Here is a 21,353-nt window from a genome sequence, read left to right as displayed (position 1 = left end):
AGCCTCACGCCACCTCGTCGCGCGCGGGCGGGGCGGCGTAGCGGCTCGCCGGGCGGGCGAGGCCGAGATGGTCGCGCAGCATGGTGCCGCTGTAGTCCTCGCGATAGAGCCCGCGCCGCTGCAGCTCCGGCACTACCAGCTCGACGAAATCGGTCAGGTCGTGCGGCATCACCGGGTGCATCACCATGAAGCCGTCCGCCGCGCCGGTGGAGAACCACTCCTCCATCTGGTCGACGACCTGCTTGGGCGAGCCCTTGAACAGCGTGTGCGAGCCCTGCGCCGCCCAGCGGCTGATCATCTGGCGCAGCGTCATGCCCTCCTGCCGCAGGAGTTGCTCGGCGACACCGAAGATCGCCTTGGAGGCGTTGGAGTTGGAATCGATGCGGCTCGCCGGCACCGGCTGGTCGAGGTCGAGCCCGGAGAAGTCGACCCCGGTCATGAAGAGCTGCAGCGCCGAGAGCCCGGCCGCCGGGTTCAGGCTGGCGCCGAGCCGCGCCAGCTTCTCGTCCGCCTCCTCCTCGGTGCGCCCGACATAGACCGGGATGCCCGGCATCACCTTGAGCTGGTCCGGCGCGCGCCCGAACTTCGCCATCCGCCCCTTGAGGTCGGCGTAGAAGGCCCGGCTCTCCTCGATCGAAGAGCCGATCGAGAACACCACCTCGGCGGTCTCGGCGGCGAATTCCTTGCCCGCCTCCGACCCTCCGGCCTGCGCGATCACCGGCCGGCCCTGCGGCGGGCGCGCGAGGTTGAGCGGGCCGCGCACCGAATAGTGCTTGCCCTTGTGGTCGAGCGGATGGAGCCGGTCGGGATGGAAGTAGTAGCCGCTCCCGGGGTCGCAGATGAAGGCGTCGTCGTCATAGCTGTCCCACAGCCCGCAGACGATGTCGAAGAACTCGCGCGCCTTCTCGTAGCGCAGCGCGTGCGGCTCCAGACCGTCGAGGCCGAAATTGTACGAGGTCGCCTGATGGTCGGAGGTCACCACGTTCCACGAGGCGCGGCCATGGCTGACATGGTCGAGCATGCCGAACAGCCGGGCGACGTTGTAGGGCTCGTAGAAGCTGGTCGAGAGCGTCGCGGCGAGGCCGATATGCGTGGTCTGCGCCGCCATCGCCGCCAGCAGGGTCAGCGGCTCGGGCCGGTTCATCGAGTTGGTCCAGCGGGCGATGGATTCGTTCGGCCCCGGCGCCACCGCCGGGGAATCGGCGATGAAGATGAAGTCCATCTTTCCCCGCTCGGCGATGCGCGCGAGTTCGACCCAGTGCGCCAGGCTGGTCGCCGCGTCGTGCGGCACGCCGGGCTGGAGCCAAGCCGCCGGGTGGTACCCGAACGCATAGGCGAAAGAGCCGAGGGCCATCTGTGCGGGCGGTCTGTGCGGCATGTCGGGTCTCCGGGGCTCGGGGGTCGGAAGGGGTCGGTCGTTCACGCCGTGCCGGCGCGCCCACGCAGCGCCTGCATCACGAACAGCAGCACGGCGGCGAACACGACCAGGAACGTGCTGACGACGATGATCGAGGGGTCGATATTCTCTCTGAGGTTCTCGAAGATGTAGCGCGGCAGGGTGCGCTGCTCGGGCCCCGAGATGAACAGGGTGAGCACGATCTCGTCGAACGAGGTGACGAAGGCGAGCAGCACGCCGGACAGCACGCCGGGCAGGATCAGCGGCAGCGTCACGGTGAAGAAGCCGCGCACCGGGCTGGCACCCAGGCTCGCCGAGGCCCGCGCGAGCCGCGGGTCGAGCGTGCGCAGCGCCGCCGACACGGTGATCAGCACCATCGGCGTCGCCACCAGCGTGTGGGCGAGGATCAGCCCGGTATAGGTCGCCACCAGCCCGAACTGCGAGAACAGGATGAACAGCCCGAAGGCGACGATGATGACCGGTGCGATCATCGGCGCCAGCAGGAAGGCGGTGAGCGCGGTGGCGAGCTTGCCGGACAGCCGGCTGATGCCGAGCGCCGCGCTGATGCCCAGCACGCTCGCCAGCGCCGCGCTGGAGCTCGCGACGATGAGGCTGTTCATCAGCGCCCTTCGCCACGGGCCGGAGGCCAGCACCTCGTCGTACCAGCGCAGCGACAGGCCGGGCAGCGGGTAGTGCAGGAAGGTGCCGGAGCTGAAGGAGAGCGGGATCACCGCCAGCACCGGCGCCAGCAGAAACACCATGACGAGCGCGCTCACCACCGCATTGGCGACCCACCAGCCGCCGTGGCGGCGGACCATCTCGCGCGACGCGCCGATCATGCCTGCGCTCCGTCGGCGCCGAAGATGCGCTTGCTGGCGACATAGATGATCAGCGTGATCGCCATCAGGATGATCGCCAGCGCCGCGGCCATGCCCCAGTTCACCGTCTGGGTGGCATAGAAGGCGACGAAGTAGCTCATCATCATCTCCTTCGGCCCGCCGACCAGGGTCTGCGTCACGTAGAAGCCGATCGAGATGATGAAGGCGAGGCTCGCCGCCGCGCCGAGGCCCGGCAGCGCCTGCGGCAGGTAGGCGGTGAAGAAGGCCCGCACCGGCGAGGCGCCGAGCGAGGAGGCCGCGCGCATATAGGTCGGCGGGATCGCCTGCAGCACGCTGTAGAGCGGCAGGATCACGAAGGGCAGCAGCACGTGCACCATCGCGATGTAGGTGCCGAGCCGGTTGAACAGCAGCGGCAGCGGGCTGTCGATCACGCCGAGCGAGATCAGCGAGGAATTGATGATGCCGTCCTTCTGCAGCAGCACGATCCACGCGCATAGCCGCGCGATCAGCGACACCCAGAACGGCAGCAGCACCGGGATCAGCAACAGCCCGCGCCAGCGCGCCGAGGCGTTGGCGAGCAGGTAGGCGACCGGAAAGCCGAGCAGCAGCGCCAGCGCGGTCGCCACCGAGCTCATCCACAGCGTGCGCGCCATGATGTTGAGGAAGATCGCGTTTTCCGCCGGCGCGGCGACGATCGCCCCGTCCGGTTCCTGCCGCAGGTCGAAGGCGGATAGGAAATAATGCGCCGTCACCGGCAGGGCGGCGCGGCGCACCACCTGCCAGATCTCCGGCTGGCCCCATTCCTTGTCGATGGCGATCAGCGCCGCGCGCGCATCCTGCGGCGGGTCGTCGGCGCGCTCGAGCCGGGTCTCGGTGCGGGTGAGCAGGCGGCGCGCGCCGGTCAACTCGTAATTGAGGCGCGAGGCGAGGTGGAACAGCGCGCGCGTCTTGCCCGCCTCCACCAGGTCGCCGGCCATCGCCGCATAGACCGGGTCGGGCGGCAGGCCCTCGCCGTCCCACCGGCGGATCTGCGCCGCGACGTGGGGCAGGCTCTCGCCCACTTCCGGGCTTGCCACCGCGTACCAGAGCGTCTGCACCAGCGGCGCGCCGAACAAGGCGAGCGAGAACAGCAGCATCGGCATCACCAGCACGAAGCCGGCAAGGCGCCGGCGCCAGAGCGCGCCGCGCCCGCCGCGCCGCAGCGAGGGGCGCAGCACCGCATCGGCATTGCCGGCGTCGAACACCATGTCGGTCATGCGCGGCTCCCCGGCCGCGCGCCGGCAGGAAGGGACGGCGCCGCGGCGCCGCCCCCGATCGCGCGTGTCACGCAGCGCTCGTTCACTGCGCCGCCCGTCACTGAGCGGCCCATGCGTTGAAGCGCTCGGTCAGGTCCTCCAGATGCTCGGCCCAGAACTCGTTGCTGGTGGCCACCGCATTGGTGAGGTTGTTCGGCGCGGTCGGGAACTCGGCGACCCGCTCGGGCTCCAGCATCGCCATCGCCTTCTTGCTGGCCGGGCCGTAGGGGATGAGCTTGGCCTGCGCCGCCAGCGCCTCCGGGCTCAGCATGTACTTCATCAGCGCCAGCGCCTCCTCCTTCTTCGGCGAGCCCTTGACGATGACGAAGTAGTCATAGGTGTAGATCTGGCCGTTCCAGATATGCGCCAGCGGCTGGCCCTGGTTGTGCGCCACCGTCACGCGCCCGTTATAGGCGGCGGTCAGCGCGACGTCGCCGCCCGCCAGCCACTGCTGCGGCTGTGCGCCCGAGGTCCACCACTGGATCGAGGACTTGATGGTGTCGAGCTTCTTGAAGGCGCGGTCGACGCCCTCCTTGGTCGAGAGCACCTTGTAGACGTCGTCCGCCTTCACCCCGTCGGCCATCAGCGCGATCTCGAGGGTGAGCTGCGGGCCCTGCCGCAGGCCGCGCTTGCCGGGATACTTCTTGAGGTCGAAGAAATCGGCCCAGCTCGTGGGCGGGTTCTTGATCTTGTCGGAGTTGTAGGCGAGCACCGTGGCCCAGCTCGACCAGCCGACGCCGCAGGGCGAGCCGAGCGCGCTCGGCACGAAGTCGTTGGTGTCGATCAGCGACTTGACGTCGATGGTCTCGTAGAGGCCCTCCTCGCAGCCGCGATAGAGGTCCTGCCCCTCGACGTCGACCAGGTCCCAGGTGACGTTGCCCGAATCCACCATCAGCCGCATCTGCGAGATGCCGCCGTCATAGGCCGCCTCGGTGATCTTGATGCCGGTCTTCTTGGTGTAGGGCTGCAGCATCGCCTTGCTGACGCGCTCGCTGGAGGCGCCGCCGAAGCCGGTGAAGGTGAGATCGCGCGCCGACGCGCCGGTCGCGAGCACGCAGAGCATGCCGGCGCCGACCAGAAATTGCCACGTGCGGGTCTTCATCAGTCGTTCTCCTGTTGGGGCCGGGTGCCGGCAGCGGAAGCGGGCGCCGTCATGGCGCGGCAATGAAGGGGGTCCCAGCGCACCCCGACCGGCTGGCCCGGAAGGAGCCGCTCGGGAACCTGCTGGATCGGCAGCTTGACCATCAGCGTCTCGCCGCCCAGCGCCGAGAGGCGCAGCCGGCAGTGGTCGCCGAGATAGGTGACGTCGATCACGCTCGCGGGCAGCGCGTCGGCCTCGCCCGGAGCGGTGAGCACCATGCGCTCGGGCCGGATCGACAGCTCCACCGCCGCGCCGGGAGCGAGCGTGCCGACGGGCGAGGCGACGATGTGCGCGCCTTCGAGCGCGACCCGGCACTCGTTCCCCTTGATGGCCTCGATCTTCCCGCACAGGCGGTTGTTCTCGCCGATGAACTGGGCGACGAACGGGGTCAGCGGCGCCTCGTAGAGCTCGCGCGGGCCGCCGATCTGCTCGATCTGGCCATTGTTGAACACCGCCACCCGGTCCGACATGGCGAGCGCCTCGCCCTGGTCGTGCGTCACGTAGAGCACCGTCAGGCCGAGCCGGCGCTGCAGGTCCTTCATCTCCACCTGCATGTGCTCGCGAAGCTGCTTGTCGAGCGCGCCCAGCGGCTCGTCCATCAGCACCATCTCGGGCTCGAACACCAGCGCGCGGGCGAGCGCCACGCGCTGCTGCTGGCCGCCGGAGAGCTGGGTCGGCTTGCGCTCGGCGAAGGCGCCGAGCCGCACCATGTCGAGCGCCGCGCGCACCTTCTCGCCGGCCTGCGCCCGGCGGATGCCGCGCATGCGCAGCGGGTAGCCGACATTGTCCGCCACCGACAGATGCGGGAACAGCGCGTAGTTCTGGAACACCACGCCGAGATTGCGCCGGTAGGCCGGCACGTCGGCAAGGTCGCGGCCGTTGAGGTAGATCTGCCCCTCGCTCGGCTCGTCGAAGCCGGCGAGCATCATCAGCGTGGTTGTCTTGCCCGAGCCGGAAGGCCCCAGCAGCGTCAGGAACTCGCCGGGCATGATGTCGAGGCTGAGATCCCGCACCACCGGCGCGCCGCGCGTATAGGACTTCGACACGCGGTCATAACGGACGATGGGGATGGGCGGCATGGACGGGGCCACGCTCCCGGGCGGTATCGACACGTGCAGCATCTCGTGAACCTGTTGAAACAGCGCCCAGTACTGCAGGCACCGTGCCAAGGTACGTATCGTCAGGTCCACGGCGTGGAAAAATCACGTATCGGTCGTTTTTACCTTTTGAGATTGGCTCTGGATAGATATAACTTAACTAGAATATACATTGGGCATATACAGACGATTACTGAATATGCAGGTGCTAAGCATTTGGACAATGCGAGATCACCTCAAGGCTTAGCGGACGCCTTGATATGGATCAAATGCCCCCACCGGAATAAGTGCAACAAGATCGGCTGACGCTTTGTGCGGCAGGCGCCGTATACCGGCCCTGCCCGGCAGATTGCGTGCGCGCCAATGCCGCCCGCATCCGCCCCGCGCGCGCCGCCGCGGCGGGTTATAGGGTCTTGCGGCAGACAAACACACGGCTGGGCGCGCCCGCGCCCGGAAAAGCCTTGCGTCAGCATGAAGAAAGCGATCCCGGCGCGCGGATTCACCTTGGCCGCTTAGCGGATCACGCCACCCGCGCGGCCCGCTTTGCCGCGCCCGCGGCGCGCCATCCGGCGGCACGGGGCTTGCACACGCGTCATGCGGGCGAGGCCGCCGCGCTTTGCCCGGCCGGTACCCCGTGATAGGTGAAGTCGCCCATGCGATACACGCTGCGTCAGCTCGAATATTTCATCGCCGCCGGTGAGACCGGCAGCATCACGCTGGCCTCGGAACGGGTGCACATCTCCCAGCCCTCGATCTCGACCGCGATCTCCCATCTCGAGCGCGAGCTCGGCGTGCAGCTCTTCGTGCGCCACCACGCGCAGGGCCTGTCGCTGACCGCGATCGGCCAGAACATGCTGGCCGAGGCCAAGCGCCTGATCGAGCAGGCGGAGGGCATGTACTCGCTGGCCTCGGAGGCGAGCACACAGGTGCGCGGGCAGATCAATGTCGGCTGCGTCGTCACGCTCGCGCCGCTGGTCATGCCGGAGCTCGCCCATTCCTTCGAGGCCGCCTATCCCGGCACCCGGCTGCACCAGGTCTCCTACGACCAGGAAAGCCTGATCGCCGCGCTGCGCCGCGCCGAGGTCGACATCGCCGTGTGCTACGACCTGCACCTGCCCGGCGAGATCGACTTCCTGCCGCTGGCCAGCATGCCGCCGCAGGCCTGGGTCGGCGAGACCCACCCGCTCGCCCGCCAGCCGGCCACCACGCTGGAGGAGCTTGCGCCGCTCCCCTACATCCTGCTCGACCTGCCCGGCAGCCGCGAATACTTCCTGGCGATGTTCATGAAGGAAGGGCTGACGCCCAACATCACCGCCCGCTCGGCGCATCAGGAGATCGTGCGCACCATGGTGGCGAACGGCTACGGCTACTCGCTCGCCAATGTGCGCCCGCGCTCGGACATGGCGCTCGACGGACGGCGGCTGATGCGCCTGCGCATCGCCGGCGACGTGCCCGCGCTGCGGCTCGGCCTCGCCACGCTCGCGAACTTCCGCAAATCGCGCCTGGTCGACGCGTTCCAGAGCCACTGCCAGAGCTTCATCAGCGACAGCTACATTCCCGGCATGGCCGCGCTCAGCACCGAGCGCCGCGTGCTGCGCAGCGTCTGACCGTCCTCAGCCGGCGGCGAACAGCAGCCGGCAGCGCTCGGCGAAGGCCTTCACCGCCGGCTTCGGCGCGTCGCCATGGCGCGTCACCAGCGCGATGTGGCTCGGCTCGGTCTCGTCGGTCAGCGGGCGCGCGGTCAGCGCCCGGCCCTCATAGGAAAGCCCCGAGGCCGGCTTGGTGGCGAGCAGCGCGTAGCCGAGCCCGCGCCCGACCATGCCGCGCACCATCTCGAAGGAGGAGATGCGGAAGCGCACGTTCGGGCTCAGATTCTGCTCGGTGAACAGCGACAGGAAGTAGTCGCCGCTCGGCGGGGCGTCGAGCAGGATCAGCGGCTCGTCGACGAGGTCGACCAGCGACACCGCCGCATGGTTCGCCAGCGGATGGCGCTCGGGCAGCAGCACGTAGGGCGAGAGCGCCGCCAGCCGCTCGATGTGGAAGCCCTTGCCGACCGCGATGTCGTAGACCAGCGCGACGTCGACGTCGCCGTTCCTCAGGCTGTCGAGCACGCGGCGCTGGTCGCCCTCGACCAGCTCCAGCGTCACGCCCCCCTCCTCGGCGGCGAGCGACTCCACGATGCCCGGAATGACATAGGGCCCGAAGGTGTGGAACGCGCCGAGCCGGAGCGTGGTCGCCGCGATCTCGCCGCGCGGGCGGATGTCGATCGGCGAGGCGGTGCCGTAGGCCCGCTTGGCGTAGATGAGCGGCGAGCCCTCATCGGCCGAGACGATGGTGTCGACGCTGCCGAACACCACGAGGTGGCTGCCGACACGCTGGCTCGACATCACCCGGCACTCGAAGGTCACCAGCGAATCGATCAGCCGCGGCGCCCCGGTCGCCCCGCGGCCCCAGTCGCCGCAGGAGAACTTGTCGCCGTCCTCGGTCTTCACCCGGCTGGCGAAGCATTCGGAAATATAGAACTGGTCGTCGCGCAGCACGTTCACGCAGAACACGCCGTTGTCGATGATCGCCTGGGCGGCGGCCGAGTTGCTGTTCACGCAGATCAGCAGGGTCGGGGTGGCGGTGTCGGCCGAGACCGAGGTCATGGCCGAGACGGTGAGGCCGTAGCGGCCGGCCGGCCCGTCGGTGGTGACGATGTTGACGGTGCATGCCGCGAAGCTCATGCCGGCCAGGAACTGCTGACGCAGGGTCATATCTGGCATGTCGAAGCCAACATTCATCGAGGCATTCTCCCACCCGTATTGTCGTGCATGTCGTTGAGCGGCCGCTGTCTCCTGGCCTTTCGGAAATCTGTCGGCCTCTCGACAGGCAGAAGGCCCGGCAATGTCTTGCCCTGACGTCGACACGATCGCTCGGGGGCGACGCCGCCGGGCCCGGTAGCAGGTCACGCATTGCGGATCGCATGACGAGTACTATCGGGTAGCCCCGGCCCGCGCGGGTTCGCAAATTGGATTTTCGGAACTAACGACACGGAAATTGGGAAGCTTGCGCAGCGTATCACCAGCACGCCTCCAGCAAAGCGGCCGCGCATGATGTGCGCGCGGGACGCCGGCAGGTCCGGCGCCCGCGCCCGGGGTCCGCGCATCGGGCGCGGGGCGGAGTCGGCCAGCCTATGCAGAAGGCCGGATTATCGTAATTTACCCGTTCCGGCCCCGGCCCTTACCGTTGCCTGATATAGATTGGCGAATCCTTCAGCCGGCAAACTGAACACGCGGAGGCGGCGATGGCGGGCAGTGCGAACATGGTCCTCGGCCTCCTCGCCATGCCCAACGGCTCGCACTCCGCCTCCTGGCGGCTGCCGGGCGCGCAGGATGGCGGCGCGATCGACATCGGCTACCAGCGCCGCCTGGTGCAGCTCGCCGAGCGCGGCAAGCTCGACTTCTTCTTCCTCGCCGACTCGCCGAGCCTGCGCGTCGACAACATGGATGTGTGGAGCCGCGCCCCCGCCTACCAGAATATCCTCGAGCCGCTGACCCTGCTCTCCGCGCTCGCCGGCGCCACCACGCATATCGGCCTCGGCGCCACCGCCTCGACCAGCTTCTTCGAGCCCTACAACCTCGCCCGCCAGTTCGCCTCGCTGGACCACATCACCGGCGGCCGGGCGGCGTGGAACGTCGTCACCACGGCCAACGACTACGCGGCCCGCAATTTCGGCCTGCCCCGGCTTCCCCCGCACGAGCAGCGCTACGCCCGTGCGCGCGAATTCGTCGACGTCGTGTTCCGGCTCTGGGACACGTGGGAGGACGACGCCTTCGTCTACGACCACGCGGCCGGCCTGTCCTACCTGCCGGAGAAGTTCCACCGCACCCATCACGAAGGCGCCGTCTTCAAGGTCGATGGCGGGCTGAACATCGCCCGCCCGCCGCAGGGCCGGCCGGTCATCATCCAGGCCGGCGCGTCCGAGACCGGCAAGGCGCTCGCCGCCGAGACCGCCGAGGTGGTGTTCGGGCCGAGCGGCGACATGGCGACCGCCATCGCCTTCTACCGCGACCTCAAGGGCCGCCTCCCCGCTTTCGGCCGCGAGCCGGATGCGCTGAAGATCCTCTCCGGCATCTCGGTCGTGCTGGGCGAGAGCGAGGCCCATGCCCGCGAGAAGCTGCAGAGCTGGCACGACCTCGTCCATCCCGACGTCGCCCGGATCCGGATCGGCCAGGATCTTGGCAACAGCCTGATGGATCTGCCGCTCGACGAGCCGGTGCCGGAGGATCGCATCATCGAGGGCGCGGGCCAGCACCGCGCCTATGCGCAGGAGATCGTCGCCATGGTCCGCGAGGGGCTGACGCTGCGCGAGATCTGCCGGCGCTACAATCGCAGCCGCGCGTTCCTGTGCGGGACGCCGTCCCAGGTCGCGGACCTGATGGAGGAATGGATCGGCGCCGGCGCCTGCGACGGCTTCATGCTGTCGCCGCTCTCGCTGCCGGCCTGCCTCGAGGAATTCGTCGCGCAGGTCATCCCCGAACTGCAGCGGCGCGGGCTGTTCCGCACCGAATATGAAGGCCGCACGCTGCGCGAGCATCTCGGCCTGAAGCGCCCGGAAAACCGCGCCGTGCCGGCCCTCGCCGACGCCTGAGGCACCGCCCCGGCGCTCGCCGACGGCGCACTCGCAGGGAGGGTGCCGATGGTGAGCTGGATCTGGCGGCTCGACGCCACCCGCCGACCGACCGCCACCGAGGGCGGCAACCGCCGCCCTTCACTCCGCGACGGCGGCCACCCGCTTCGCGCCGACCGAGCGGCCGGCGCCCTCGGGCATGGCGAGCCGCGCATGGGCGTCGGCGATCGGACGCAGCCGGGCCAGCACCGCCTCCGGCGCCGGGCCGGCGCGCCCGGCCGCCACATCGACATGCAGCAGCATCTGCTCGGCGCTCGCCACCTCGCGCTCCACACCCTCGCGCCCCGCCACCGCGAACAGCCGGTGGAACAGGTGGATGCGCTTGTCGTCCATCGCGAGGATCTGGCAGGTCGTGCGGAGCGTCTCGCCGAGGTGCGCCTCGTCGAGATGGCGCATATGGGTCTCCACCGTGTAGTAGCTGTGCCCGGCCTCGACATAGGCGAGGTCGACGCCGATCAGCCGCAGCAGCGCATCCGTGGTGTCGCCGAACACCTGCAGGTAGCGGTGCTCGGTCATGTGGCCGTTATAGTCGATCCAGGCTGGCGAGACCCGGCACTCCAGCAGTTCGAGCGGGCCGGACGGGTCCGCCGCGGCCGGCGCCCGCGCCCCGGCGAGCAGCCGGTGCTCGAAATCGGCCAGCAGCGCGCCGGCGCCCCAGCCGGCCCCGCCATCGCCCGCCTTCAGCGCCTGCAGGATGCCGACCAGGTTCTCGTCGCGGATGCGCTCCAGCTCGCGGATCGACAGCCCGCCCGCCTGCGCATCCGACTGCGCGCCGATCTTCTCCACCAGCGCGTCGTCGAGATTCACCACGTCGGTCAATCTGGTCCACGGCCATTTGAGGCAGGGGCCGAACTGGGCGAGGAAATGGCGCATGCCGGCCTCCCCGCCGGCGATGCGGTAGGTCTGGAACAGGCCCATCTGCGCCCAGCGCAAGCCGAACGAGTAGCGGATCACGTCGTCGAGCGTCTCGACGTCGCAGATGTCGTCCTTGATCAGCCACAGCGCCTCGCGCCACAGCGCCTCCAGCAGCCGGTCGCCGACAAAGGCCTCGATCTCGCGGGCGATGACCACACCCTTCATGCCGATCGCGTCCAGCACCGCCTTCGCCCGCTCGATCGTGTCCGGCACCGTCGCCCGGCCGCCGACGATCTCGGCCAGCGGCAGCAGATAGACCGGGTTGTAGGGATGGGCGACGAACAGCCTTTCGGAGTGGGCCAGCCCCGCCTGAAGATCGGAGGGGAGCAGCCCGGACGTGGAGGAGCCGATCAGCGCTCCCGCCGGCGCCGCGGCGTCGATCTGTGCCAGCACGGAACGCTTGAGGTCGAGCCGCTCGGGCACGCTCTCCTGCACCCATTCGGCATCCTTCACCGCCTCCTCGAGGCTGGCGCAGAAGGCGAGCCGCCCGCGCGGGGGCAGCGGCGCCTGCGTCAGCAGCCCATAGGCGCGCTCGGCATTGGCGATCACCTCGCCGACGATGCGCTGCGCCTCCGGGTGCGGGTCGAACACCGTCACGTCGATGCCGGCCAGCAGGAAGCGGGCGATCCAGCCGCCGCCGATGACGCCCCCGCCGATGCAGGCGGCGCGGCAGATGGGTGCCAGTCGCGTCATGTCCGTCTCCTCAGCGCTTCACCAGCTTCAGCTTCTCGCGCACCTCGGCGGGGCCGATGAGGCGCGCGCCCATGCCCGTCACCACGCCCGCCGCCTTCTCCACCAGCTGCGCGTTGGTGGCGAGCTGGCCCTTGCCGGCATAGAGGTTGTCCTCCAGCCCGACCCGGACATTGCCGCCCGCCAGCACCGCGGCGGCCGGGTAGGCGAGCGCGTTGCGCCCGATCGAGAACGCCGAGAAGGTCCAGCCCGCCGGCAGGTTGTTGACCATCGCCATATAGGTGTTGAGGTCGTCCGGTGCGCCCCAGGGAATGCCCATGCAGAGCTGGATCAGCACCGGCTCCTCGATCAGCCCCTCCTCGACGAGCTGGCGGGCGAACCACAGATGGCCGGTGTCGAATGCCTCGATCTCCGGGCGCACGCCGAGCGCCGTCATCTGCCGCGCCATCTCGCGCAGCATGGCCGGCGTGTTGGTCATGACGTAGTCGCCGAGATTGAAGTTCATGGTGCCGCAGTCGAGCGTGCAGATCTCCGGCAGGCATTCGGCGACATGGGCGACGCGCTCGGTGGCGCCGGCCATGTCGGTGCCCGCCGGGTTGACCGGGAACGGCGCCTCCACCCCGCCGAAGACGAGGTCCCCGCCCATGCCGGCGGTGAGGTTCACCACCACGTCGACATCGGCCGAGCGGATGCGGTCGGTCACCTCGCGGTAGAGCTCGGGCCGGCGCGAGGCGGCTCCGGTCTCGGGGTCGCGCACATGGCAGTGCACCACGGCCGCACCGGCCTTCGCCGCGTCGATCGCGCTCTCGGCGATCTCTTTCGGCGTCACCGGCACGTGGGGCGAGCGCCCGGCCGTGTCGCCCGCACCGGTGACGGCGCAGGTGATGAAGACATCGCGGTTCATAGACAGGGGCATGGGCTGGCTCCGGGCTGGCCCGCGCGGTGCGGGACAGGGGAAGCTTGACGGCAAAGCCGAACCGTGACGCAACTGTTTGCGCACCGGATTTGACACTTCGCGAAGCCATGGTCTTCACCCATTCCGACGAGCCGCTGGACGTCACCCTGCTGCTGTTCCCGGGCCTGTCGCTGCTCTCGCTGGCGGCGACGCTCGACCCGATGCGCGGCGCCAACCGGGTGCTCGGGCGCACGGCCTATCGCTGGAAGCTGGTGTCGATGGACGGCACGATGCCGACGGCGAGCTGCGGCCTGCCGATCCCGGTCGAGGGCGCGTTCGACCCGGCGGCGCGGCAGGACGCGCTGATCGTGAGCGCCGCCTTCGAGGCCGCGACCTATGCCACCCCGCGCATCCTCAAGGCGCTGCGCGCCGGCGCCGCCCGCTCGCGCATCGTCGGCGGCATCGAATCCGGGCCGTGGCTGATGGGCTTCGCCGGCCTGCTCGACGGGCGCCGCGCCACCACCCACTGGGAGGACCTCGAAGACTTTGCCGCCCGCTTCCCCCATGTCGACGTGCAGCCGGACCGCTTCGTCGTCGACGAGCCGGTATTCACCACCGGCGGCGCCACGCCGGCGCTCGACTGCATGCTGTCGCTGATCCGCGCCCGCAACGGCTATTCCGCCGCGCTCGACGTCGCCAGCCTCTACATCTACGAGGAGATGCGCACCGGCTCGGACGTCCAGCCCATCGTCTCGCTCGGCCGCATTCGCTGGCACGAGCCGCGGGTGGCGGAGGCGATCCGCATCATGGAAACCCATATCGACCGCCCGGTGACGGTCGCCGCCATCGCCCGGCGGGTCGGCATCTCGACCCGGGCGCTGGAGACGCTGTTCCTCAAGACTGTCGACGCTTCGCCCGGCGCGTACTACGTCGCGCTGCGGCTGAACGCGGCGCGGCGGCTGGTGCTCGACACCAGCCTTCCCATCGCCGACATCGCCGAGCGCACCGGCTTTTCCGCCATCGCCTCGCTCTCGCGCGCCTATCGGCGCCAGTTCGGCACCCCGCCTTCGGCGGCGCGCCGCGCGCGGCTCTAGCCGGCCGGCTCAGAGCTGGCCCGCCACAGCAGCCCCCACCGCAGCCTTGTCGATGACCGACCAGACCCTGCGGATGCGCCCGGCGTCGAACTCATAGAACACGTTCTCGGTGAAGGTGACGCGCCGGCCGTTGACGGGAAGGCCGAACAGCAGGCCGGCCGGCGTGCAGTCGAAGTCGAGGCGGCAGGCGATGCGCGGCGGATCGCACATCAGGAGCCCGATCGAAAAGCGCAGGTCGGGGATCGCCCGGAAGTCCTCTTCCAGCATGGCGCGATAGCCGGCGAGGCCGATGCCCGCGCCGTTATAATCCACCACCTCGTCGACGAAGGTGCCGAGCCGGTCGAGTTCCCGCGCGTTGAGGCAGGCGATATAGCCGCGATAGGTCGCGCAAAGTTCGTCGCGGGTCATGACACCTCCCGGCTCCGGCACGGCATAAGGGACCCACCGCGCGTGGACCCCTTCCGACAACGCACATCCGGCGGACGCGGGTCCGCCGGACGGTGCTTTGAAGATAGCCCGCAGGCGCCTCGGGCGGAGCGGTCGCCACCCCGGGGCGGCCTAGAGACCGAGCCCGCTCTTCACCGCCGGCAGGCCGGGCTTGCCGTCGAGCGTGGTGACGCCGTCGAGCCACTTGTCGAGAATGGCCGGGTTCTCCTTGATCCAGGCCCGCACTGCCGCTTCCGGCTGCATGCCCTTGTCGAGGATGTCGCTCATCAACCGGTCCTCCATCGCCACGTCGAAGACGAGGTTGGTGAGGAAACGGCCGACATTCGGGCACTCCTTCACATAGCCCGGCCGGGTCAGGGTGAGCACGGTGGCGCCGCCGTCATTGGGGCCGAACACGTCGTGGCCGTCGCTGAGATAGGCGATCGGCAGATTGACGTTCATCGGGTGCGGGCGCCAGCCGAAGAACACCACCGGCTCCTTCTGCCGGATCTTCTGCGCCACCTGCGCCAGCATGCCCTGCTCGCTCGATTCGACCAGGTCGAAGCCTTTCAGCTCGAAGTCGTTGGCGGCGATCATCTTGGAGATGGTAGCGTTCGCCCCGCTCCCCGCCTCAATGCCGTAGATCTTGCCGTCGAGCTTGTCCTTGAACTTGGCGATGTCGGCATAGGTCTTGAGCCCGGCATCATAGGCGTCCTTGGAGGTGGCAAAGCCGATCCGCGCGCCCTCGAGATTGGTCGCGACCACCTCGATCTTGCCGGCCTTGACCAGCGGCACCTGGCTTGGCTCCTGCAGCGGCATCCAGTTGCCGAGGAAGACGTCGCGGTCGCCGTTCTCCAGCGACTTGAAGGTGATGGCGACCGACAGGATGGAGACTTCCGGCTTGTAGCCGAGCCCGTCCAGCACCTGGCGGGCGATCTCGGTTGTGGCCGTGATGTCGGTCCAGCCGACGTCGGAGAAGCGGGGCTTGGCGCACGCGGCCGGGTCGCTGGCGAAGGCCGGCGACGCGATGAGCGCGGCGGACAAGCTGAGGCAGGCAACGAGACTGCGTGAAATCATTGCTGTTCCCCATGTTGGCGATCATGCCGCAGGCGGCATCGCAAGGGAAAGCCTACGCCGGTCGGCCGGCGCTGATTGATCGGTTCCGAAGGACGGATAACCGAATGCGCAGTCCGCGCGGGGCGTCGTGCCGCCGCGCGGGTGCGCCGGACCCGCCCCAAGGCGGCACCCGGGTAGCGTCGTAGCGGAGGAGGAAGTCGCTCAGCGATTGCGGACCATCGGCTCGCGGCAGCGATAGCCGACGAAGCACTGCTTCATGTCCGAGGTCTGTATCCAGACCGGGAAGGTGGTCTCGGCCAGCCCGCAATAGCGCTGGTCCGAGACGTAGCGGTCATAGATATTCGGCCCGGTGGCCATCACCACCGCGCCCTTCTGGCGGACCATGTCGAAGGCGGCGGCGCAGCTCAGGTCGAGCGAGTTCGGCATCGACTGGGCGAGCGCCGGCGACGCGGCGAGGGGGAACGCGAGGGCGAACAGGACGGCACGCATGATGAGCCTCGGCACGCTAGGTGGGCGCCCGCTCCGTCGGCGGCGGACGTATGATCATACTACGCGCGTGGGGGAGGAGCGGATCACATTGCGCGGATGCCGGGCGCACGGGCACGGACGCGGTGGCGCACAGGCGTAGCCGCGCGAAGTCGCGGCGGCATCGGGCGGGGATGCGCGGGCGTGAAGGCGCGGACGGGCGGCTGACGAGGACGGGTCCCGCGCCGGCGGGCGGCCGGAAGCTCAGCGGATGAATTCGATCGTGTCGAGCGCGATGAGCTGGTTGCCCTGATAGTTGTTGTCGTGCAGCCGGCACAGCATGAAGCGGTCGGCGACCTCGATCGGGCCGTAGGCGGTAACCGTGTCGCCGCTGCGCAGCTTGATCGTCAGCGCGTGCTTGCTGCTGTCCTTCGCCACTTCCTGGATCAGATCGCAGATTGTGCGCGTGCTGGTGCAGATGTTCATGGCATTTTCCCTCCCGTTTCGGCCCTTCGGACCAGCCCCTATTCGGCTCGCCCTTGCTGACGTCGTCAACCGTCAACATTTTCCGGCCTCAACGCGCCATGGAGTATCCGGTTCCTTACCGATCCGGGGACGGCTTTTCGCCGGCCACCTGCCCCAGGGTCATCACCCCGCGACGCGGCGCGCCCGGCGCCGGCGCAGCACGGCGATGCTCGCCAGCGCCACCACGATGATCGCCATCGAAAACACCGTGGTCAGCGTGCCGAGCGCATAGAGCACCGGCGTGGTGACGTTGGTGGTCATGCCATAGATCTCGAGCGGCAGCGTGTTGAACGAGCCCGAGGTCATCAGCGTGCGGGCGAACTCGTCATAGGAGAGGGTGAAGCCGAACAGGCCGACGCCGATCAGGCTCGGCAGGATGATCGGCAGCACCACATGCGCGAAGGTCTGCCAGGGCGAGGCGCCGAGGTCCCGCGCCGCCTCCTCATAGGCCGGGTTGAAGCGGTTGAAGACCGCGAACATGATCAGCAGGCCGAAGGGCAGCGTCCAGGTGAGGTGCGCGCCGAAGCCGGAGGAGTACCAGGCCGGCTCCAGCCCGGCCACGTTGAAGGCGAGGCCGATGCCGAGCGAGATCAGGATCGAGGGCACGATCAGGCTGGCGATGGTGAGATAGAACAGCGGCCCCGCGCCGAGGAAGCGGCGGCGGAAGGCGAGCCCCGCCAGGAGCGAGACCACCACCGTGGTCGCCATGGTCATCAACCCGAGCATCAGCGAGCGCGAGAAGGCGCCGCCGAAGTCGCCCACCGCCTGCTGCTCGAACAGAAGGTTCTCGAACCAGCGCAGCGAGCTCCCGTTCATCGGGAAGGTCAGGCCCCCGTTCGGGCCCTGGAACGAGAGGATGAAGATCGTCGTCAGCGGCCCGTAGAGGAACAGCACGAACAGCACGAAGAAGGCAGTGAGCACGTAGAAGCCGGGGCCGCGCCGCTCGGAATTCATCTCACAGCTCCTTGCGGATATTGACGATGCGCAGGATGCCCCCGACCAGCAGCAGCACCAGGATCAGCAGGATCACCGCATTGGCCGCCGCGGCCGGGTACTGCAGCAGCGCGATCTGGTTCGCCATCATCAGCCCGACCGAGGCCGACTGCCCGCCGGACATGAAGCGCACGGTGATGAAGTCGCCCATCACCAGCGTCACCACGAAGATCGAGCCGATGGCGATGCCCGGCTTGGCGAGCGGGATGATGACGTTGGTGAGGATCTGGAACGCGCTGGCGCCGGCGTCGCGCGCCGCCTCGATCAGCGAGCGGTCGATGCGCATCAGCGTGTTGAAGATCGGCGTCACCATGAACAGCGTGTAGAGGTGCACCATGGCGAGCACCACCGCGAAGTCCGAGAACAGCAGGAATTCAAGCGGCTGGTGGATGATGCCGAGACTCATCATCGTCTGGTTGAGCAGCCCGTTGCGGCCGAGGAACGGGATCCACGAGATCATGCGGATGATGTTCGAGGTCAGGAACGGGATGGTGCAGATCAGGAACAGCACCATCTGCGTCGTCGCCGTGCGGATGTGGAAGGCGAGGTAGTAGGCGACCCAGAAGCCGATCACCAGCGTCAGCGCCCACACGATGACGGTGTATTTCAGCGTGTTGATGTAGGTGCTCCAGGTCACCGGCGAGGTGATCGTCTCCTGGTAGTTGGTGAAGACGAAGGCCGGGAAGATCCGGATCGAGTCGTAGTCCCAGAAGCTCACCATGACGATGGTGGCGATCGGCAGCACCAGGAACGCGGCCAGGATCAGCGTCAGCGGCATCGCCTGCAGATAGGGCGCCAGTCGCGGGGCAAGGCGGGAGAGCGTCATGCGGCGTTTCCGGGTCGGGGCCTGCGCGTGGGAAGCCCGGCGAGAGGCGTGGGGCGAAGTCTCGGCGAGTGACGTATCGGGCGAGTCGCGGAGTTGGCGAAGGCGTATCGGGCGGCACCTGATGGAGGGCACCGCCCCGCCGGGAGAGGGATGGGGCGAGGGGCACCGGCGCCCCCGGCTCCGAAACCCTCGCCCGCCCCCCTCCCGGCAGGAGAGCCGTCAGCCGCCGCGTCAGGCGGCGATGAACTCGTTCCAGCGACGGACCATGTAGCGGTCCTCGTCCATCACCGAATTCCAGCAGGCGACCGCGCCCATGCGCTCCTGGAAGGAGCCGCCGTCGCGGATCGCGCCGGCCGTGTACATCACCTTGCCTTCCGGCGAGAGGATGTCGGCCTTGGCCGGCTTGCCCAGCATCCAGAACGCCCACTCGTCCGGCGTCATGTTCTTCTCGGCGGTGGAGAGCACGGCCGAATAGTAGCCCTGCCGGTTGAGATAGGCGCCGACCCAGCCGGACAGGTACCAGTTGATGTACTCGTAGGCCGCGTCGAGCTGCGCGCCCTTCAGGTGCTTGGCCATGCCGAGGCCGCCGCCCCAGGCGCGGTAGCCCTCTTCGAGCGGCTGGTAGACGCAGGGGATGCCCTTCGAGCGCACCGCCGCCACCGCCGGCGACCACATGGACTGGATCACCACCTCGCCCGAGGCCATCAGGTTGACGCTCTCGTCGAAGGTCTTCCAGAAGGCGCGGAATTGGCCGTCCTTCTTGGTCTTGATGAGGAAATCGATGGTGAAGTCGATCTCCTTCTTGGTCATGTTGCCCTTGTCGGCATATTTGATCAGCCCGGCGCTCTCGCAGATCATCGCCGCGTCCATGATGCCGATGGACGGGATGTTCAGGATCGAGGTCTTGCCCTTGAAGGCCGGGTCCAGGATGTCCTTCCAGTTCTTGATCGGGCGGCCGACGAGGTCGGGGCGGATGCCCAGCGTGTCGGCGTTGTAGATGGTCGGGATCAGCGTCATCCACTGGGTCGGCGCCGAGGCGAAGGTCTTCGAATCCGGCCCTTCGACGAAGCCGACCGTGTTCGGCGCGGTGCCCTGGGCGATCGTCGATTCCGGCGTCAGCTTGCCGGTGGTGAAGATCGGGACGATCTGGTCGTAGTACTTGATCTTGGAGACGTCCATCGGCTGCAGCGTGCCGGCGGCGAACACCTTCTTGCAGATCCAGTATTCGATGTCGGCGATGTCGAAGCTGTTGGGCTGCGTCACCACGCGCTGCGACACGGCGTCGGAATCGAGCGCCGTCATCTGCAGCGTGATGCCGAGGTCGGCCTTGCACTTCTCGGCGATGGCGTTGAGGTTCGAGACGCCGGTGCCGAACTGGCGCAGCGTGATCGGGTTCTGCGCCCAGATGGTGGGAAAGCCGGTGACGGCGCCAGAGCCGCTGGCGACGCCCGCGAGCGCGGCGGCGCCCTTGAGCATGGTGCGGCGGCTGATGCCGGCGCCGCGCGCGGCCTGCGGCCCGGCGCTCTTGGCGCCCGGCGTGGCGCTTCCCGCGCCCGTGCGATCCGTGGTCTTCCTGGTCATCGAAGTCTCCCGAGCGTTATGCAGCAGATTGAGGAACGGGCGGTTTCCTTGGGCAGTAAGGTCAGGCGGACGGCGACGCGTGCAGCATGTGGACGTCGTCCGCGGTCCAGGCGAGCGGCACCGCGTCGCCGACGGACAGGGGCTTGGCGAAAAAGGCGGTCTCGGGCACCTGCACCGAGAACTCGTCGACCCCCGGGGCGGAGAGCGCGACCTGCACCTTCTGGCCGTGATACTCGATGTTCTGCACGAGGCCGGTCAGCCCGCAGCCGGTCGCGATGCCCCCGGTATCGGCGATGTGCACCCGGTCGGTGCGCACCGCGATCTCGATCGGCTGGCCGACCTCGGCCGGCAGGCTTTCCGGCACCACGAAGGCCGCCCCGCCGGGCACCTCGAACATGATGCGCCCGCCATCCTTGCGGGTCACGCGGCCGGCGATGACGTTGTGGTCGCCCATGAAGCGGGCGACGAAGGCGGTGGCCGGGCGGTTGAACACCTCGCGCGGGGTCGCCGCCTGCTCGATCCGCCCGCCATTCATCACCACCACCAGGTCGGAGAGCGCCATCGCCTCCTCCTGGCTGTGGGTGACGTGGATGAAGGAGATGCCGAGCTGGAGCTGCAGCCGCTTCAGCTCCTGGCGCACCCGGATCTTCAGGAACGGGTCGAGCGCGGAGAGCGGCTCGTCGAGCAGCAGCGCCTGCGGGTCGGTGATCAGCGCGCGCGCCAGCGCCACGCGCTGCTGCTGGCCGCCGGAGAGCTGGGACGGACGACGCTCGGCGAGGTGGTCCATGTGGACCAGCTTCAGCATCTCCATCGCCTTGGCGCGCCGGGTCGCCTTGTCGACGCCCTTCATCTTCAGGCTGAAGGCGACGTTGTCGACCGTGTCGAGATGGGGGAACAGCGCGTAGCTCTGGAACATCATCGCCGTGCCGCGCTTGGCCGGGGCGAGGTCGGTGACCACCGTCGGGCCGAGCCGCACGTCGCCCTCGCTCACGCTCTCATGGCCGGCGATCATGCGCAGCGTCGTCGTCTTGCCGCAGCCCGAGGGCCCGAGCAGGCAGCAATAGGTGCCGCCGGGGATCTTGAGGGTGACGCCGTCGACCGCAAGCGCCGGACCGTAGCGCTTGGTGAGCTGGACGAGTTCGATGTCGGCACCGCTGGTCATGGTGTGGGCATGGCTCCGCCTGGCGTTCCCTGGACGTCACGCAAGCGATATGCCAATTGGCGGCGGGCAAGGTTTCCGCCGCCGGCAGCCCCGCCAAGGCGGGCGGATGGCGCCCGTCGCCGCGCGAAACGGCGGACGAACGCACATCGATTAGGCATGGTATGCGACACCTGCCCAAACTGGATACAATCTATAGCTCGATCGTATCCAATCCGAGGATGGTTCGCCGCAACGGCGGGCTCACGGGCCGGCTTGTGGGCTGCC

19 protein-coding genes are annotated in these 21,353 nt (G+C 68.6%); 3 read left to right on the top strand and 16 right to left on the bottom strand.

Going from position 1 to position 21,353, the window contains the following annotated elements; genetic code table 11:
- Positions 1–4: 4 nt before the first annotated feature.
- From NVS89_RS10495 to NVS89_RS10475, 5 genes are all read right to left on the bottom strand, one after another.
- Positions 5–1,378 (bottom strand): LLM class flavin-dependent oxidoreductase, encoded by a 1,374-nt coding sequence (locus tag NVS89_RS10495; RefSeq protein ID WP_258732643.1) that lies wholly within the window; start codon positions 1,376–1,378, stop codon positions 5–7.
- A 41-nt stretch (positions 1,379–1,419) separates the two neighbouring features.
- Positions 1,420–2,235, bottom strand: a complete 816-nt coding sequence (locus NVS89_RS10490; protein WP_258732642.1) for an ABC transporter permease — start codon at positions 2,233–2,235, stop codon at positions 1,420–1,422.
- Positions 2,232–3,491, bottom strand: a complete 1,260-nt coding sequence (locus tag NVS89_RS10485; protein WP_258732641.1) for an ABC transporter permease — start codon at positions 3,489–3,491, stop codon at positions 2,232–2,234. The genes NVS89_RS10490 and NVS89_RS10485 overlap by 4 nt, the downstream gene beginning before the upstream one ends.
- 97 nt (positions 3,492–3,588) lie before the next feature.
- The gene (locus tag NVS89_RS10480; protein WP_258732640.1) at positions 3,589–4,632 is read right to left on the bottom strand and encodes an ABC transporter substrate-binding protein; all 1,044 of its coding nucleotides are present in this window, start codon (positions 4,630–4,632) and stop codon (positions 3,589–3,591) included.
- The gene (locus tag NVS89_RS10475) at positions 4,632–5,792 is read right to left on the bottom strand and encodes an ABC transporter ATP-binding protein (RefSeq protein ID WP_374114558.1); all 1,161 of its coding nucleotides are present in this window, start codon (positions 5,790–5,792) and stop codon (positions 4,632–4,634) included. The genes NVS89_RS10480 and NVS89_RS10475 overlap by 1 nt, the downstream gene beginning before the upstream one ends.
- A 629-nt stretch (positions 5,793–6,421) precedes the next feature.
- On the opposite strand from NVS89_RS10475, the gene NVS89_RS10470 reads away from it, so the two are divergent.
- Positions 6,422–7,375: a LysR family transcriptional regulator gene (locus tag NVS89_RS10470; protein WP_258732638.1), complete on the top strand. Its 954-nt coding sequence runs from the start codon at positions 6,422–6,424 to the stop codon at positions 7,373–7,375.
- A 6-nt stretch (positions 7,376–7,381) separates the two neighbouring features.
- Here NVS89_RS10470 and NVS89_RS10465 read toward each other — a convergent pair whose 3' ends face one another.
- Complete coding sequence (locus NVS89_RS10465; RefSeq protein ID WP_258732637.1) at positions 7,382–8,524, bottom strand: LysR substrate-binding domain-containing protein; 1,143 nt, start codon at positions 8,522–8,524, stop codon at positions 7,382–7,384.
- A 530-nt stretch (positions 8,525–9,054) separates the two neighbouring features.
- Between NVS89_RS10465 and NVS89_RS10460 the strand changes: the two genes are divergently transcribed.
- Positions 9,055–10,401, top strand: a complete 1,347-nt coding sequence (locus NVS89_RS10460; RefSeq protein WP_258732636.1) for an LLM class flavin-dependent oxidoreductase — start codon at positions 9,055–9,057, stop codon at positions 10,399–10,401.
- Between the two features lie 120 nt (positions 10,402–10,521).
- On the opposite strand, the gene NVS89_RS10455 is transcribed toward NVS89_RS10460, so the two are convergent.
- Positions 10,522–12,048 (bottom strand): carnitine 3-dehydrogenase, encoded by a 1,527-nt coding sequence (locus tag NVS89_RS10455; RefSeq protein WP_374114556.1) that lies wholly within the window; start codon positions 12,046–12,048, stop codon positions 10,522–10,524.
- A 10-nt stretch (positions 12,049–12,058) separates the two neighbouring features.
- A complete protein-coding gene (bcoG, locus tag NVS89_RS10450) occupies positions 12,059–12,961 on the bottom strand; it encodes a 3-dehydrocarnitine:acetyl-CoA trimethylamine transferase BcoG (protein ID WP_258732635.1) in 903 nt (300 codons plus the stop codon).
- Positions 12,962–13,068: 107 nt separating this feature from the next.
- Between bcoG and NVS89_RS10445 the strand changes: the two genes are divergently transcribed.
- Entirely contained in the window at positions 13,069–14,034 is a 966-nt protein-coding gene (locus NVS89_RS10445) for a GlxA family transcriptional regulator (RefSeq protein ID WP_258732728.1), read from the top strand.
- Between the two features lie 9 nt (positions 14,035–14,043).
- Here the strand turns inward: NVS89_RS10445 and NVS89_RS10440 are convergent, their stop codons facing one another.
- From NVS89_RS10440 to NVS89_RS10405, 8 genes are all read right to left on the bottom strand, one after another.
- Entirely contained in the window at positions 14,044–14,442 is a 399-nt protein-coding gene (locus NVS89_RS10440) for an ester cyclase (RefSeq protein ID WP_258732634.1), read from the bottom strand.
- Between the two features lie 150 nt (positions 14,443–14,592).
- Positions 14,593–15,537, bottom strand: coding sequence for a choline ABC transporter substrate-binding protein (gene choX / locus NVS89_RS10435; RefSeq protein WP_258732632.1), 945 nt, complete (start codon positions 15,535–15,537; stop codon positions 14,593–14,595).
- A 201-nt stretch (positions 15,538–15,738) separates the two neighbouring features.
- A complete protein-coding gene (locus NVS89_RS10430) occupies positions 15,739–16,026 on the bottom strand; it encodes a hypothetical protein (RefSeq protein WP_258732631.1) in 288 nt (95 codons plus the stop codon).
- 240 nt (positions 16,027–16,266) lie between these two features.
- Positions 16,267–16,488: a hypothetical protein gene (locus NVS89_RS10425; protein ID WP_258732630.1), complete on the bottom strand. Its 222-nt coding sequence runs from the start codon at positions 16,486–16,488 to the stop codon at positions 16,267–16,269.
- A 162-nt stretch (positions 16,489–16,650) separates the two neighbouring features.
- Positions 16,651–17,481, bottom strand: coding sequence for an ABC transporter permease (locus tag NVS89_RS10420; RefSeq protein WP_258732629.1), 831 nt, complete (start codon positions 17,479–17,481; stop codon positions 16,651–16,653).
- 1 nt (position 17,482) lies between these two features.
- The gene (locus NVS89_RS10415; protein ID WP_258732628.1) at positions 17,483–18,346 is read right to left on the bottom strand and encodes an ABC transporter permease; all 864 of its coding nucleotides are present in this window, start codon (positions 18,344–18,346) and stop codon (positions 17,483–17,485) included.
- Positions 18,347–18,577: 231 nt separating this feature from the next.
- Positions 18,578–19,822 carry an ABC transporter substrate-binding protein gene (locus tag NVS89_RS10410; RefSeq protein ID WP_258732727.1) on the bottom strand — a complete coding sequence of 415 codons (1,245 nt, stop codon included), beginning with the start codon at positions 19,820–19,822 and terminating at the stop codon, positions 18,578–18,580.
- A 166-nt stretch (positions 19,823–19,988) separates the two neighbouring features.
- Positions 19,989–21,089, bottom strand: a complete 1,101-nt coding sequence (locus NVS89_RS10405; RefSeq protein WP_258732627.1) for an ABC transporter ATP-binding protein — start codon at positions 21,087–21,089, stop codon at positions 19,989–19,991.
- Positions 21,090–21,353 lie beyond the last annotated feature (264 nt).

The sequence above is a fragment of the Ancylobacter mangrovi genome (assembly GCF_024752355.1).
GTDB classification, from domain to species: Bacteria; Pseudomonadota; Alphaproteobacteria; order Rhizobiales; family Xanthobacteraceae; genus Ancylobacter; species Ancylobacter mangrovi.
The sequence above is the reverse complement of the archived record's forward strand: the minus strand, read 5'-3'. Positions and strand labels throughout refer to the sequence as shown.

Coding starts and splice junctions, on each gene's coding strand:
- NVS89_RS10405 (WP_258732627.1), bottom strand. CDS start 21,089: ATGACCAGCGGTGCCGACATCGAACTCGTCCAGCTCACCAAGCGCTAC.
- NVS89_RS10455 (WP_374114556.1), bottom strand. CDS start 12,048: ATGACGCGACTGGCACCCATCTGCCGCGCCGCCTGCATCGGCGGGGGC.
- NVS89_RS10460 (WP_258732636.1), top strand. CDS start 9,055: ATGGCGGGCAGTGCGAACATGGTCCTCGGCCTCCTCGCCATGCCCAAC.
- NVS89_RS10430 (WP_258732631.1), bottom strand. CDS start 16,026: ATGCGTGCCGTCCTGTTCGCCCTCGCGTTCCCCCTCGCCGCGTCGCCG.
- NVS89_RS10490 (WP_258732642.1), bottom strand. CDS start 2,235: ATGATCGGCGCGTCGCGCGAGATGGTCCGCCGCCACGGCGGCTGGTGG.
- NVS89_RS10425 (WP_258732630.1), bottom strand. CDS start 16,488: ATGAACATCTGCACCAGCACGCGCACAATCTGCGATCTGATCCAGGAA.
- NVS89_RS10465 (WP_258732637.1), bottom strand. CDS start 8,524: ATGACCCTGCGTCAGCAGTTCCTGGCCGGCATGAGCTTCGCGGCATGC.
- NVS89_RS10440 (WP_258732634.1), bottom strand. CDS start 14,442: ATGACCCGCGACGAACTTTGCGCGACCTATCGCGGCTATATCGCCTGC.
- NVS89_RS10410 (WP_258732727.1), bottom strand. CDS start 19,822: ATGCTCAAGGGCGCCGCCGCGCTCGCGGGCGTCGCCAGCGGCTCTGGC.
- NVS89_RS10470 (WP_258732638.1), top strand. CDS start 6,422: ATGCGATACACGCTGCGTCAGCTCGAATATTTCATCGCCGCCGGTGAG.
- bcoG (WP_258732635.1), bottom strand. CDS start 12,961: ATGCCCCTGTCTATGAACCGCGATGTCTTCATCACCTGCGCCGTCACC.
- NVS89_RS10475 (WP_374114558.1), bottom strand. CDS start 5,792: ATGCTGCACGTGTCGATACCGCCCGGGAGCGTGGCCCCGTCCATGCCG.
- choX (WP_258732632.1), bottom strand. CDS start 15,537: ATGATTTCACGCAGTCTCGTTGCCTGCCTCAGCTTGTCCGCCGCGCTC.
- NVS89_RS10485 (WP_258732641.1), bottom strand. CDS start 3,491: ATGACCGACATGGTGTTCGACGCCGGCAATGCCGATGCGGTGCTGCGC.
- NVS89_RS10495 (WP_258732643.1), bottom strand. CDS start 1,378: ATGCCGCACAGACCGCCCGCACAGATGGCCCTCGGCTCTTTCGCCTAT.
- NVS89_RS10445 (WP_258732728.1), top strand. CDS start 13,069: ATGGTCTTCACCCATTCCGACGAGCCGCTGGACGTCACCCTGCTGCTG.
- NVS89_RS10420 (WP_258732629.1), bottom strand. CDS start 17,481: ATGAATTCCGAGCGGCGCGGCCCCGGCTTCTACGTGCTCACTGCCTTC.
- NVS89_RS10480 (WP_258732640.1), bottom strand. CDS start 4,632: ATGAAGACCCGCACGTGGCAATTTCTGGTCGGCGCCGGCATGCTCTGC.
- NVS89_RS10415 (WP_258732628.1), bottom strand. CDS start 18,346: ATGACGCTCTCCCGCCTTGCCCCGCGACTGGCGCCCTATCTGCAGGCG.